This window comes from Streptomyces sp. NPDC036813 (assembly GCF_055609245.1).
The window spans coordinates 1-13,834 of sequence record NZ_JBVJPV010000025.1; the positions used below are offsets into that span (position 1 = coordinate 1).

The 13,834-nt window shown below is 71.2% G+C and carries 11 protein-coding genes, 1 pseudogene and 1 CRISPR repeat array; of the genes and pseudogenes, 1 reads left to right on the forward strand and 11 read right to left on the reverse strand.

The annotated features are described in order from the left end of the window. The first annotated feature begins 727 nt into the window (after positions 1-727). Positions 728-1,051 carry a hypothetical protein gene (locus tag ACZ67Q_RS36075; RefSeq protein ID WP_267009341.1) on the forward strand — a complete coding sequence of 108 codons (324 nt, stop codon included), beginning with the start codon at positions 728-730 and terminating at the stop codon, positions 1,049-1,051. Between the two features lie 10 nt (positions 1,052-1,061). Here ACZ67Q_RS36075 and ACZ67Q_RS36080 read toward each other — a convergent pair whose 3' ends face one another. The 11 genes and pseudogenes from ACZ67Q_RS36080 to ACZ67Q_RS36130 form a co-directional block, all read right to left on the reverse strand. Beyond that, on the reverse strand, positions 1,062-2,246 hold the full coding sequence (locus ACZ67Q_RS36080; protein WP_471190819.1) for an IS110 family RNA-guided transposase: 1,185 nt from the start codon (positions 2,244-2,246) through the stop codon (positions 1,062-1,064). Positions 2,247-2,706: 460 nt separating this feature from the next. Continuing rightward, positions 2,707-2,979: direct repeats of the CRISPR family, unit length 29 nt; unit sequence GGGACCATCCCCGCATGCGCGGGGAGCAG. Positions 2,980-3,199: 220 nt separating this feature from the next. After that, positions 3,200-3,349: pseudogene (locus ACZ67Q_RS36085) on the reverse strand (PIG-L family deacetylase); the annotation flags it as partial. Between the two features lie 19 nt (positions 3,350-3,368). Next, positions 3,369-4,127, reverse strand: coding sequence for a hypothetical protein (locus ACZ67Q_RS36090; RefSeq protein ID WP_471190821.1), 759 nt, complete (start codon positions 4,125-4,127; stop codon positions 3,369-3,371). A 199-nt stretch (positions 4,128-4,326) separates the two neighbouring features. After that, on the reverse strand, positions 4,327-4,917 hold the full coding sequence (locus ACZ67Q_RS36095) for an AAA family ATPase (protein WP_471190823.1): 591 nt from the start codon (positions 4,915-4,917) through the stop codon (positions 4,327-4,329). After that, positions 4,914-7,289 (reverse strand): methyltransferase, FxLD system, encoded by a 2,376-nt coding sequence (gene fxlM / locus ACZ67Q_RS36100; RefSeq protein ID WP_471190825.1) that lies wholly within the window; start codon positions 7,287-7,289, stop codon positions 4,914-4,916. The genes ACZ67Q_RS36095 and fxlM overlap by 4 nt, the downstream gene beginning before the upstream one ends. Positions 7,290-7,319: 30 nt before the next feature. Next, a complete protein-coding gene (locus ACZ67Q_RS36105; RefSeq protein WP_471190827.1) occupies positions 7,320-8,705 on the reverse strand; it encodes a phosphotransferase in 1,386 nt (461 codons plus the stop codon). Then, complete coding sequence (locus ACZ67Q_RS36110) at positions 8,702-9,130, reverse strand: HIT family protein (RefSeq protein WP_471190829.1); 429 nt, start codon at positions 9,128-9,130, stop codon at positions 8,702-8,704. Before ACZ67Q_RS36110 ends, ACZ67Q_RS36105 begins: the two co-directional genes overlap by 4 nt. Positions 9,131-9,294: 164 nt before the next feature. Continuing rightward, positions 9,295-10,506 (reverse strand): methyltransferase domain-containing protein, encoded by a 1,212-nt coding sequence (locus ACZ67Q_RS36115; RefSeq protein ID WP_471190831.1) that lies wholly within the window; start codon positions 10,504-10,506, stop codon positions 9,295-9,297. Then, entirely contained in the window at positions 10,496-11,890 is a 1,395-nt protein-coding gene (locus ACZ67Q_RS36120; protein ID WP_471190833.1) for an MFS transporter, read from the reverse strand. Before ACZ67Q_RS36120 ends, ACZ67Q_RS36115 begins: the two co-directional genes overlap by 11 nt. After that, entirely contained in the window at positions 11,803-12,591 is a 789-nt protein-coding gene (locus tag ACZ67Q_RS36125; RefSeq protein ID WP_471190835.1) for a class I SAM-dependent methyltransferase, read from the reverse strand. Before ACZ67Q_RS36125 ends, ACZ67Q_RS36120 begins: the two co-directional genes overlap by 88 nt. Beyond that, positions 12,579-13,598: an NUDIX hydrolase gene (locus ACZ67Q_RS36130; RefSeq protein WP_471190837.1), complete on the reverse strand. Its 1,020-nt coding sequence runs from the start codon at positions 13,596-13,598 to the stop codon at positions 12,579-12,581. The genes ACZ67Q_RS36125 and ACZ67Q_RS36130 overlap by 13 nt, the downstream gene beginning before the upstream one ends. Between the last annotated feature and the right edge of the window lie 236 nt (positions 13,599-13,834).

Below are 13,834 nucleotides of genomic sequence, written 5' to 3' on the forward strand. Positions count from 1 at the left end.
GCATCGCCCGCCTGCACAACCTCACCCTCACCGGATGACAGGCAAACGAGCAGGTCAGCCTGCATGCCTCAGATCATTTACGGGACAACCTCTAGGGCTCCTTGCTCCACTTGAGGCAAGGGGCATGAGCGCAGGCAGTGGTGGATGGGTAGCCTCAATTCGTGCGGGGGCCGCGCCGGACGCAGACGGCGCGGCCCTCGGATCTGTCGTGTGCCGGGGCGGCTGTGCCCTGGCCGTTGCTGCGGTCGGCCCGGCGCGCGACACGCCCTCACGAACATGCTCCACACACACGAAGCAGCGGCCCTCGCCGATCCCAGACCGAAGTCGTGGGACGGTGAGGGCCGCGTGGGTGGTCAGACCGTCGTCGGCTCGCCGCAGGTACAGCGGGGGTCGTTGAGGGTGCCGCGTCCAGTGTGGCCGGAGCCTCCGCAGTCGGTGCACGGGGAGCAGCACCCCGAGCAGCGGCCCCTTCCCTGGCGCGCGAGGGACCATCCCCGCGTGCGCGCGGAGCAGGTCATGCCGCGCGATCCGGTCGAGCTCGAAGAGGGGCCATCCCCACGCGCGGGTAGCAGTTGGCGAGCCTCCTCGGCACCCTCATACTCCTGGGACCATCCCCGCGCGCGGGGAGCAGATCGAGTTCGCCGAGTCCGTCCCTGAGGGACCATCCCCGCGTGCGGGGGGGGGTGCCCCTATCTCTTTCATCAAGGTGGTGGGTCAGGATGGCGGCATGACGACCTGGTTCCGCACCTACTACGAGGACGAAGATCTGTGGCTGTACTTCGAGGCCGATGACGAAGGCTGGGCAGCGCGACAGGTTGAGGTCCGGGGGCAGGACTCGCGTCCGGTAACGGCCGCCTCCTTGGAAGAGGTGCTGCACTTGCGTGATCATGCAGATCTCGCGGCGATGTTCCGCTATGAACGGCAGTACGGCGTTCTCGCCGAAGGTCCCATGGACGGCTGGCAGGACCAGCCGCAAGCTGCCGAGATCTCCGCGGAGGAGTTCGAGCGGCTGTGGGCTGAAGCACGGCGGGCTCTCGGCGATTCAGCGTGACTTGGCGGGTTTAAGGTTCGTAGAAGGTTCCGTCTCGGAGCATCGCGAAGAGGACGTCTGCCCGTCGTCTGGCCAGGCAGAGGAGGGCCTGAGTGTGGTGCTTGCCCTGGGCGATCTTCTTGTCGTAGTAGGTCCGCGATGCCGGGTCGCCCAGGGCTGCGAACGCGGAGAGGAAGAAGGCCCTCTTGAGCTGCTTGTTTCCTCTCCTGGAGGGCTGTTCACCGCGGATCGAAGACCCGGAACTGCGGGTTGCAGGGGCGAGACCGGCGTAGGCGGCGAGGTGGCCGGCGGTCGGGAACGTGCTGCCGTCACCAACCTCGATGAGGATCCTGGCTCCGGTCCTGACGCCGATTCCCGGCATGGACGTCAGGACCTTGGAAAGAGGGTGGCCCTCCAGGAGTTCCTCGATCCGCACAGCCAGGAGCTTGCGCTGGTCAAGGACAGCAGTCAGGGATCCGGCCAGGCTCGGGACGATCAGTGTGGCCGCCTCGGTGCCCGGAACGATAACGGTCTGTTCGTCCAGGGCGGTGAAGATCTCCTCGACCAGTCGCTCGGCCATCCGCGGGGCCTTCGGCCGTAACAGGGTGACCAGCCGCTGCCGTCCGGCCTTACGGATCTGGGCCGGTGAACCGAACCGCTCCAGCAAGGCCAGCACCGCCGGGTGCTGCAACCGTGGCCCCAGCACCCGCTCCAGCGACGGGTGGATCTGCGTCAGCAGGCCGTGGAGCCGGTTGGCGACCCTGGTGGCCTCGCCAGCCAGGTCGTCGTTGAACCCGACGATCATCTCCAGCTCGGCGATGGTCTCGTCCTCGCCGTCGATCGCCCGCAGCGTGTGCGGCATCGCGCGGGCCGCGTCCGCGATGATGAACGCGTCCTTCGCGTCCGTCTTGGCCTCGCCCGGGGAGAGGTCGGCGATCCGCCGCATCGTCAGCCCCGGAAGGTAGGCGACCGGGCAGCCCATGTCCCGGGCCACGGCCAGCGGCAGGGCACCGATCGAGGCCGGCTGGTCGACTACGACCAGCACCGTTCCGTGCTTGGCCCGAAGTTTGGCGAACAGCTCGCGGAGCTTGGGTTCAGTGTTGGGCAACCACTTGTCGAATGCCTTCTTGCCGGCCGGTGTGACGGCGGTGGCGTGGTGTTCGCCTTTGCCGACGTCCAGGCCGAGGAAGACGTCGATGTCTTCGGTGTCGATCACGTGCGGGCCCCTCCGCTCACGCTTTCGTCCGGCCTTGCCAGGGCACCGAGCTGCCACATCCACGTTACGGAGAGCTCTTCCGGCCTTGGGTGAAACCGGTGCTCAAGCCCCTCATCAGCGGTCCGTCGATGCCTCCGGACCCGGTAACACCACCCCCCGGATCATCGCCAACAAGGGGGGAAGTCATGCCGGATCCGAAGGCCGGAGGCCCCGTTGCGGAGCACGAAGACGGTAACGGGGGGGGAGGCCGAGGGGCAGTTCGTCGCCTTGGTCAGCGTGGGACCATCCCCGCATGCGCGGGGAGCAGATCATCGCCAAGGCGGGCGGCCTGGAGACCCGGGGACCATCCCCGCATGCGCGGGGAGCAGCCTCGGCCGGGGCGGTCTGGCGAGCGCGGAATGGGACCATCCCGCATGCGCGGGGAGCAGTCGCACGGTGAGTGCGTATCCGCTCGGCAATGGGGACCATCCCCGCATGCGCGGGGAGCAGTACGGCCGTCGGCCCTCGTGCTTCTGGTGGTCGGGACCATCCCCGCATGCGCGGGGAGCAGCTGGGCGGCCAGGCGGTGGGTGTCGCCCTGGAGGGACCATCCCCGCATGCGCGGGGAGCAGCGTGGACGCGGTGACGACACTGGCGGCCGCGGGGGACCATCCCCGCATGCGCGGGGAGCAGAGCGTGAGCCGCATCAACGTCACAGAGGTCGAGGGACCATCCCCGCATGCGCGGGGAGCAGACTACGTGACCTGCAGGTTTGCAGGGCCAGTGCCGTGTTTTCCATGACTTCTCGAGAGTCCGACAAAATTCGCATTTACCTACCCTGCAGTTCCTGCTGTGCCGCGGCCCAGCAGGAGGCCCAACTCATGACGTCCGCTGTCTAGCTTCGCTAGCTGTAGATCCTGCCCGTTTCTTCATATCGGTGTCACGCTTCGCTTACACCCTGTATGTATCTGGCCGGCAAGTTCGGGTGCTCTGCGGCTGTCGGGGGCCCAGGTGGCGGTGACGACCGCCGTGCGGGCCCCGGCGGCGTGGTGCTGGGCGAGGACGCCTCCGGCGAGGAGGGATTCGTCGTCCGGGTGGGCGGTGACGGCAAGCAAGCTGGGCAGCACGGAGTCTCCGGTGCGGTCACGGTACGGGGACGGGGGTGCCGGTGAGGTGCTCGGCGCGGTGGGCGAGGTGGGGAGCGAGGTCCGGGTGGCCGCCGCGGCCGGCGACCTGGAGGAGCTGGGCGAGCGCGACGAGCTCCCCGGTCCGTCCGGCGGGCGTGTTCAGGACGTGGGCGAACTCGTGGCGGATCCGGGCTGCCGTGGCGGGCCGGGTGAGGCTGTAGGCGTGCAGGAGGCCGACGTCGAAACCGACGGGAACCAGGCCCCAGCCCTCCCAGTCGAGCATGACCAGCGGCGGTCCGGTGAGGTTCGCCCAGTGCAGGTCGCCGTGGCCCGTGGTCCAGGCGCTGATCTGGAAGGTGGGGACACCGAGGAACCGGGTGAGGTTCTTGTCGATCCACTGCTGCCGTACGGCCTGCCGGTCGGTCTGGACGGTCGACGTCGCCTCCAACGCCAGGCGGAGGTCGGACCACCACGCGGACGGCAGATCGAGGTCCTCGGTGAGGACCGGGCCGCCGGCCTGGAGGGCGGGCAGCGGCACGTACTCGGACAGCTCCGCGCGATAGGCGTAACCGTGGGCGGACCATTCGAGCACGTCATGGAGCCGTGGCCGGGGCACGGCCGCGGGGAGCGCCTGGTGGGCCGTGGCCGGCCCCTCCCACAGGCGGGCGTTGCGCCTGTCCTCGGGCGCGCAGACCAGGCGGAGCCACCACCGGCCGGCCCGGCGGCCCAGGGTGCGGCCCTGCCAGCCCCACACGTCCGGGCCAGTGGGCGTCACCTTGAACGTCCCTGCCGCGGCCGCGTGAGAGTGACGCATTCTGACCTGGTCATCGCGATCGTGCGGCGGCACGAACACCGCCGTGGACGGGGAACCGGCCGCGGTGTTCATGACCGTGCTCCGCACGCTCGGCCCGGACAGATCGGGGAGGGGCGCCGGCTGCTGCGGCCGAAGCCCGGGACGGGGTGAATAGTGGCGGTCATGCCTGTGGTGCCTCCGGCGATCGGGGCCGCGCGGGGACCGGGAGTCGCAGGTGTGCGAGGGCGACGTCGAGGGTCTGCTCGGCGGTGAGGGCGCTGGTGTCGATGACGTGGCCGTCGGCGTGCATCCAGATGGTGGCGGCCTGCTCGTAGTCGGATGCCCGTCGGCGGCGGTAGGCCCGTACGGCTTCGCTGCGCGCCTCGTCGCCGGGGAACTCCCGGCTGGCCGCGATCCGCTCCTGAAATACCGCCGGGGCGGCGTGCACCACAAGATGCTGGAAGCCTCCGTCGGCCTGGCGCAGCGGGGTGAAGATCTCCTCGGCGTAGGCGGGGTGCAGGACAGCCATCGGAACGATGACGGGGCCGCCCGTGTGCCGGACTAGGCCGGCGACGAGAGCGCCGGTCAGGTGCCGCCACAGCGGCAGGTCCTGGTAGTCCTTGGGCCGGAGGGCGTGTCCGGCGAGCGTGCTGCGCAGCAGGTCGCCGACGGCCTCCGGGTCGGCGACCGTCGCGCCGGGCAGCGCGCGGCACAGCCCGGCGGCCAGAGTGGCCTTGCCGCCGCCAAACGGACCGTTCAGCCAGACGATCATGCCTCTCCCGTGGTCGCGGCGAGCGTGTCCGTGGGCCGCGCCGGGGTCGGGAGGTGCCCGTCCCGGCCGGGCCACCGGAACACCAGCCGGGAGGACGTCTTGTCCACCACGTCGCCGCCGGGCAGCAGACGGTCGGGAGTGCCGGCCGGATGGACCGTAAGGACGGGATCGGCGTGCTTGTCGTTGTCGTCGGCGCGCACGTGGCGGTCCCAGGCCCGGACCGTGGCCGTCAACTGCTCGGCGAGATCGGGTCCCTGCTCGCCGAAGGCGTGGACGACCCACTCCCACGCCGTGTGCTGCGGGCGTTCACCGTCCTTGGTCTGGACGTGGATCAGGTAGGCGAGCGAGGCGTCGCCGACGATCGCGGGCGCGTCACGGTCCTTCCCGATGGCGGTCACACCCTCGGCTGGAGCCTGGTGAGCGGCCAGCCGGCAGAAGGAGGGCAGAGTGGTGGCCGCGTACAACTGCAAGGAGCCGAAGTACGAGTTCGCCCCCATCGTCACTCCGGTGGCGACCTCGTGCCGCGGCCCGCGCAGCACCTCCTCCAGGCCCGTCGTGTCGGCGGCGGTGCCGTGCTCGAAGCGGAGCGTCAGCCCGCCGTCGAGAAGGGAGACGACCGGGATGGTGCGGGCCTGCTCTCCCTGGTCACGGACGAAGCCGCAGAAGGTCCATCCGCGCGCATGCAGCACCTCGCCGCGCCGCTCGAAGGCGATCGCCCGGGTGTAACCCCCGATCTCCAGCGGCAGGACCAGACGGCCGCCCTCGGCCAGCTGCTCCCGCCAGGCCGGGGCGATGTCCCAGCAGTTGTAGGTGATCACACTGCCGTCGAAGCCGCCGCGAGGCACGAGGTGGGCAGGGGCGCCGAGGGCCGCGTCCGCCTCGACAACGGTGACGCGTCCGCTGCCCGCCTCGGTGGTGAAGGCGCGAGTGCGGCGCACGACCCACGGGTCGATGTCGACGGTGACCACCCGCCCGCAGGGGCCGGCGACCTGGGCGATCAGCTCGGCGTTGTAGCCCCCGGAGCCCGCCTCGAACACGATCGCACCCTCCCGCAGGCACAAGTTCTCGATCATGCGGGCCTGGAGCCACGCCGCGGACACCGAGCTGGTCGCCGTCCCGGTCTCGTCGCGGCGGGTGACGACGGCCCGGTCACCGCCGTCGTACGCGGCCGCCAGGTTCGCTTCCGGAGCGAAGCGGTGGCGGGGGACGGTGCGCAGCGCGTCACGGACGGCCTCGGACGGGGTCCAGCCGCCACCGATCACGGTCTCGGCCATCGCCCGGCGCAGCCGGACAGCCTCGGCCGGTTCACCCGGCACGGGCGGCCGATCTGCGGCGAGCGGGTAGGAGACCACGGGCGGCAGGTCCGGGATGACACCGGGCCACACGGCATCCAGCGTCTGGGCGGCCGGGACGAACACGTCACCGACGCCGGCCAGAGTGTGCAGGTCGAAGAACTCCCAGCGGTCGAACAGCTCCGGTTCCCCGTTGGTCAGGGTTCCCGTCCACGCGGCGACGCGGACGACGGCCGTGAGCCGGGGAATCCCGTGACTGTCATCCACCAGCATCGTCACCACATACGCGTCCGCCGGATCGGCGACCAGGCCCGTTTTTTCGACGAGTTCGCGGACTGCCGCTGAGGCGAAGTCCTCCGCACCACTCGTCTTGCCGCCGGGGAGCTCGAGCACGCCGCGCCGGGCGCGGCCGAGCAGGACCCGCCCGGCGCCGTCCGTGACGACCGCGAGAGCGCCGGTCAGCGCGTGGCCGGTGGTCGGCCGCTTCTCCACGGCCCGGGTGCTGACGTGGCAGGGGCCTCGCAGGACCAGGACGGCCAGGCCGTCCGCGTCCAGCTGCTCCACCGTCTCCCATCCAGCGGCGAGCACGGCGATCTCGTCCTCGTCCAGCGCGATGCCGCGCCGCTCCTCGGGCGTGTTCTCCACCACCGGGGTGATGACGACGAGAGCGCCGCCGTCCCGCAGCCGCTCACGCAGCCCGTGGACGACGCGACTGCGGTCCTGCACGAACGCGTACATCAGGCGGAGCGTGATCAGGTCGTACCCCGCATCGTGCAGCGGGGCGAGGTCGTCGTGTTCGATGTCCAGGTGCAGCCAGCGCACGCCCTCGACGTCACCGTGCTCGTCCCGGGCCCGGGCCAGGGCGCTGTCGGTGAAGTCAATGGCGTCCACGGTGTAGCCGAGCGAGGCGAGGTAGGCGGCCAACTCCCCGGTGCCGCAGCCCACATCCAGCGCCCGGCCGCCGCCGTCGGGGAGGGTGGCGTACTCGGCGAGAAATTCCCGCTCGCGCTCACCGAGCCGCCGGAAGTTCTTGCCGTCGCTGAAGTGCTGCTCCCACTCGTCGCGAGCGATGTACGTCAACGTGCTGCTCCTCTTCCGTAGGTGCGGTGGTCAGGGGCGTCGAGTGGTGCGGAGCCGGGCCAGGGTGCGCAGGCCGCGCTCGACGAGCTCGGGATCGCCGTGGGCTGTGCCGTAGGAGATGCCGGAGACCGCGTCCAGGGCGGACAGGACCGCGAGCTGAACCTCTTCCTCCGGCGTGAAGGGACGGCCGTAGCCGGCCATCACGGCCTGCCGAAGGTCGGGGCGGCCGTGCCAGGCATCGGAGAGCCGCACGAAGTCCCTGATCACGGGGCCTTCCTCCGACCGCTCGAAATCGATCACGTAGAGGGCATCGGCGGCTTCGTCCCATCGCAGGTTGCGCAGCTGGAGATCTCCATGGGTGGGGACCGCCTCCAAGGCGGGCAGGCCGACGGCCTCCTCGGCGGTTGCGCGGATGAAGTCCTCATCCCCGGGCGCGAGGTGGGTGCGGGCGCCGTCCAGGTGCCGCTCCAGCTTCCCCAGGGGCAGGGCGCCGGCGGCCGGGCGCGGTGGGGCGCTGGTGTGGATAGCGGCTGCGAGCTGCCCGATGCGGTGGAAGATGCGCTGCTGCTGCTCAGGCGTGTACGTGGCGCCATGCAGGGACCGGCCTCCGACCGCGGTGAGGACTACAGCCCGCAGCTGTGCATCGGCGGCCACCAGCCGGGGCGCGGCCGCGCCGAGGGAAGGCACCCAGCCGCGGAGCGCGCCGACTTCGCGCTGGTGGAAGCGGTCATTCTGGTGGATCTTGACGTACCAGATGCCGCCCTCGGCGCCGCGTGCCCGCCAGACGCGGCTCTCCTCTCGCGCCCAGGAGACGTCCGTCCACGCGGTGATCCGGCCCACCGCATGTTCGGCGAAGGCGCGCACCTCCTCCTCCGGGGCCGTGCCGAGGCTGCCGGGGTCAGGGACCAGGACCGTCCGGTCGGCATCCGGGGTGTAGGCGATCGGGTCGCCGGGCTCCTGGAAGTGGACGGCCATCCGCGCGCCGGTTTGGTAAGCGTCCAGTCCGGCCCGGCAGTACGCGACCATCGGCTCCGGCAGGCTGTGGAACGCGAACCACCCCATGGCGTCGCAGACTTCCGGCTCCCGTACCTGCGGCGTGCCCTGCCAGCGCCGTACCTCGAAGAACACACCGAGGCGGGCGCTGCCGGCGAGGGAGCGGTGGTGCACGGTGACGGCCGCGCGGACGTCGGCAGGATCGACGACGATGCCGGCCTCTTCCCGGGTCTCGCGCACCAGGGCCGTGACCACGTCTTCCCACGGGCCGTCCAGGTGCCCGCTGACCAGATGCCAGCATCCCGCCGCGTACACGTCGCCGGCCCGCCGTGACAGCAGCACCTCGGGCTGCCCGGCCGCGCCGTCGCGAACGGCGATCAGGTGGACGTCGAGGGGCTCGGTGTGCCGCTGGCCGCCGGTCATACGTCCCCCAACAGGGTCCGCAGCGCGGCGCCGTCGGCCGGCAACTGTGCCTCGTCCTGGCGTCCGCCGTCGAGGAACTCCCGCGGCAGCGGCCCGCGCGGGGACGGATCGGTGTCACCGGCGTACCGGGGGCAGATGTGGCTGTGCAGGTGGGGTACGACGTTGCCGAGGGTGGAGTAGTTCAGTTTCACCGGCTCGTAGAAGGCCGTCAGGGCCTTGCCGAGCGCGAGGGTGTCGCGCCAGTAGGCGGCGGCGTCGGCTTCCGGCAGGTCGGTGGGCTCGGCGACGTGCGGGGCGCCGCGGTGGATGAGCACGCAGTAGCCGCGGACGCGCCCGCTGCGCCACAGATAGGCGTTGGCCACCTCACCGCGGCGAAGCAGCACGCCCCAGCCGATGTCGGCCGAGGTGTAGTCGTTCGCACACATGGGGCACCCGTCGCCGGAGCGGTGGCGGAGGAAGTCCTCGGGCCAGCCGGCTGGCACAGAGGAGCTGTCGGCTTGGGGAGGGAGGGGGTGGTGTTGCTGGGGCATCCGTTCTCCGTTCGCGGAGTGGCTGGTGGGCGGGGTAAGGGCGTTTCGCGCGGGCGAGGTCACGACCTCGGCTGGGGAATGCCGGCGAGGGTCGGTAGCGTCCAGGTCAACGCATTCGGCTCCGCGCCGGACGTGACGGTCTGGGCCCCGGTGCCAGCGGTGAGGTCGACGGTGTACGACTCCGGCCGGCCGGTTTCCTCCCAGCGGGCGTGGAGCTCCTCGAGTTCGGCCCAGACGTCACGCGGCCCGCAGACGCGAACAGTCCCGTCGCCGGGGTCGGCGACGACCCAGGAGTCTTCGTCAGGCGCGACGATGGTCATGGTCTCGGCCTGGAAGTCCCGGACCAGACCGGGCGCGAGGTATGCCGCGGCGAGCCAGAATCCGTAGGCGTCGTCCGGCGGCGGGGCGAGCCGGGTCGGTCGTGCCCTGCCGGGGTCGGCTTTGATGCGGGCGCGGTGGTCCAGGGCGCTGAGCCACCGGTAGCCGAGCAAGGGCCGGTACCCGCGCGGCCGGCCCTGAAGCACCGCCTTGACTGTGCCGACCGCGGTACGGGTGACCAGCAGTTGTCCCGGCCAGCTCGGCGTACGGGTCACGAGCGTCGTGAGTAGCCGGCCGCCCGGTGCGAGTTGCTCCACCCACGGCTCCGGGGCGCAGGGCACGCCGATGCCGGAGTGGATCCGATCGTACGGCGCCCGCGGCTCGTGCCCTTCGAGCGCGTCGCCCTCCACAACGGCCGCGCCGACACCGAGGCAGTCCAGGTTCCGCTGGGCGAAGGCCGTCATCTCTCCGTCCCGCTCCACGCCGGTGGCGAGTCCGGGGCCAGTGATGGCGGCGGCGAGCGCCAGGGAAACGCCGGGGCCGGGGCCGAGCTCCAGATACCTGTGGCCGGGGCCGAGTTGCATGGCTTGGAGGGCTTCGACGGTGGCGGGGGTGTAGGTGGACATGGACGTCATGTGTCCGCCGGTCACCGGGCCGCGCGGAAGAGCGTCGAGGGGTTCGCCGTCGCGCTGGAGCAGAATCGACTCGTCGCTGTGGATCAGGTCGAGCCACTCCTCCTGGTCGTCGGGGTGGGAGCCGTCGAGGAGGCGCCAGTCGATCGGGTCCGCACCCGGTCCGCTGACCCGGACGTACGCGTGCGGGAGCAGCACCTCACGAGGCAGGCGAAGTAGCGCGTCGCGCAGCAGCGTGTCAGTCAGGACGCCGTCGGCCGAGAGCCGGTCGACCATGGAGGCGCGCCGACGGCTCGCCGCTTCATGGAGGTCAAGAGGCATGAGCGGAGTCCTTCACGGGGAAAGGCGCAGGGGTGGGCATTGTGGTCAGGCGGCGGATCGGCGAGGCCCACAGCAGCGCTGCTGGCAGGAGGTAGAGCACGGTTCCGGAGATCAGCGCCGCGTGTACGGAGGAGGCAGCGGCGATGGCGCCGGCCGTGAGGGCGGCGGCCGGCCGCAGACCGGTGACCAGCCAGACTGAGGTCTGCTGCGCGCGGGACTGCAGCTCCGAAGGGCACAGCTGCTGGCGCAGGGACCGCTGGGTCGTGCCCGCCGCGACCGCGGCCGCCGTCCTCAGCGCGCCGGCGGTCGCGATCACGCCCAGCCACACCGGACCCGGCCGGGCGACGAGAAGAGGCACCCCGCACACGGCGTAGGCGAGGAACCCTGTCAGCAGCACGCGCGCCGGCCCGAACCGCTCCACGAGGCGGGTGGCGACCATTGCGCCCGCGAGGCCGCCGGCGGCGGTGACGCCCATGACCAGCCCGAGTCCGGTGCTGCCGGAGTCGAGCCGGGTCAGCAGCGTGTACGCGAAGTACGTCGTCACGGTCCCGTCGGCGTACGCGAGACCGGCGAGCGAGAGCACCAGGGGACGCTGTATCGGATCGCGCATCACGTAGCGCACCCCCTCGCGGATCGCGGCGCCCATCCGCACGGGCCGGTCAGCCGCCCGGCGTGCCGCGCCAGGCCGGATCCAGGAGGCGCACCAGGCGCTGATCAGGTACGAGAGAGAGTCCAGCCACAGGGCCCGGACCGCACCGAGGAGTCCCACGACGAGGGTGCCGCCGTATGTACCGGCCGTGTCCGCGAGGGAGAAGGCGCCGGCGATCCGCGCGTTCGCCGGATGCATGTGGGCGCGGTCGACGATCTCGGGCACGATGGCGATCGACGCGGCCTGGTGCACCACTGTCAGGGCCCCCAGCAGCAGGGCGACTGCGTAGAGAACGGCCACGGACAGGACTCCTACGGCCCAGCAGACCGGCACCACGGACACCACCGCGGCCGCGACGAGATCCGTACCGATCATGATCTTCTTCTTCGGGTACCTGTCGCCGGCCACCCCGGCGGGCAACGCGAGAACGAACGCGGGAACCGTCGCCGCGGCGGCCAGCAGCGACACCTGGCCGGGGGAGGCGTCCAGCTCCAGCACCGCGATCACCGGCAACGCCACGCCGTGGACCGATGACCCCGCGAGGGTCACCGCCTCACCGACCCAGTACGCGCGAAAGGACCTGTTGGCGCGTAGAGGAAGGGGGGCCGCGCCTTCCGCGGCCGCGCCGCGGACTGTGCTGGCGGGCGTCACGATCGGCTCTGCTCCGGTCGGCGAACCAGGGTGTGCACGAGGTGACCCAGGTCCCGGAAGGGGCTGCGCGAGGACGCAGCCCACTCCAGCTCCAGTGCCGCCGCGTACGCGACCGGATCCGGAGCCCAGGCGTCGTCGAAGTGGTCGTGGAAGATCCGCACCCCCTGCCACGGCAGCGGACTCAGCCCGTGCTCGGCGGTGAGCCGGTCGAGGGCGTCGGGTTCGTCACCGCGGGATTCCCGGCCGAGATTGCCGACGCTCCGGTCCGCTCCGGACACGATGAGCCGGCGCGCGGTCTCGGAGTCGCCGACGAGAGCCTCGCGTACGCCGATGGCCCGACTGTTCTTGGCGAGGATGCTCAGTAGGCCGCCCGGGGCGACGAGCCCTGCCAGCCGGGCTACGGCCTCACCGGGATCGTCCAGGTACATCAGCACGCCGTGGCAGCACACCGCGTCAAACGGCTGCAGGTCCAAGGAGGGGGTCTCGATGCCGGCCTTGACGAGCCGGACGCGGTCGGCGAGCTCAGGGCGGCCAGCGAGACGGTCGGCTGCGGCCGCCAGCATGGTGGCGGACGGATCGACGCCGGTCACCTGGTGGCCGGCCGCGGCAAGGCGGAGCGTCATCTCGCCGTTCCCGCAGCCGACATCCAGAATCTGAGCGGGTGCGGCCGGAAGCTCGGCGAGGAGTCGGCGTTCTACCAGGTCGTGACGCAGGCGGCCCCGCGCGCTGTCGGAGTGGGCGGCGTACGCGGCCCCCACCGAGTCGAACCCGGTCACCTCCCCCATCCCAGTTCCGTGTAGGGCCGGCCGGCCTGGATGCCCTCGATGGCCGCTCGGGTGTAGTCGACGGTCAGCTCGGGCAAGTCCTGGACGTTCCACCACCCCCAGGACACGCACTTGTCGGGCTCCTGCCGCTTCGGCTCACCCTTCCAGCGGCGGGCGCGGAAGAAGAGCTGGACGCGAGGCGGGTCCGTGGGCCGTTCCCTCATGTGCACGGTGTGGACGAGCTCGACGTCGGCCGGCTCGATGACCAGTTCCGCTTCCTCGTACGCTTCGCGTACGAGGCACGCTGTCGCAGATTCGTCCTCGCAATGGCCCGCCAGGACGTGCCAGGAACCGCCCGCATAGGCCGAGTCGGGGTGTCGCAGCCCCAGCAGGACCTGACCGTCCCGCTCCAGGTAGAGGTGGACGCCGACCACGTTCAGCACGGTCCCGGCCGGTGCTTCCGCCCGCGCGGACTCTGCGGGCGCCTTCGGACCGTCGGCGGGCTGGGGATGTTCGGCGGCGTGCTGCTCCAGCAGTTCCCGGGTCGAGGGCAGCATCGTCATGTGCGGGAACTTCTCGGGCCGTACCCAGGCGAGCATCACGCCCTCGGTGAGGGGTAGACGGGCGGGGTCGCCGGTCCAGAGGCCGGTGAACAGCTGGATCGGCAATCTTGTTCCGTCGGTGCCGGTGACGTGCTCGACCGCGTACGGCTCCAGGTCCGCGACCGTCAGACCGGCCTCCTCGCGCAGCTCGCGACGGACCGTGTCGAGCAGGGTGCGGTCCTGCGGCTCCCGGCCGCCGCCGAGCAGCGACCAGCAGCCGGGCTCCCAGATCCACGGCTTGTTGGCGTCCCGCAGGTGCAACAAGTACTGGCCAGCGCCATCGTGGATGATCGCGGAGGCGTTCAACGGTTCCGGCTGTCCGTCCAACCCCGCGTTCAGCTCCCGCTCGGCGTCCGAGATATTGTCCGCGCCTCCGGCCTTTGGGCCGCTCCCGGTCTTGTCGCTGCCTGGTTCGATCAGCGTCAATGTGTTCCCCCTTCGTGGACGTGGTGGTGGCGTCGACGTGTTCAACGACGCCGCGCGATTTCGAGCACCTGTTCCTTTCGGACGGGTTGTGCACCCTGTGATTCCGCGGGTCTCCGAAGGTGTGCGGTGCACCGACCCTTGCTGCGTAAGGACGCGCCACTTGGGCTTAGTTGGCCGAAACGCCGATGCTCGGTCGTTGAGGCCGTGAGATCCGCAGGAGGTCGGCCCACCTCACC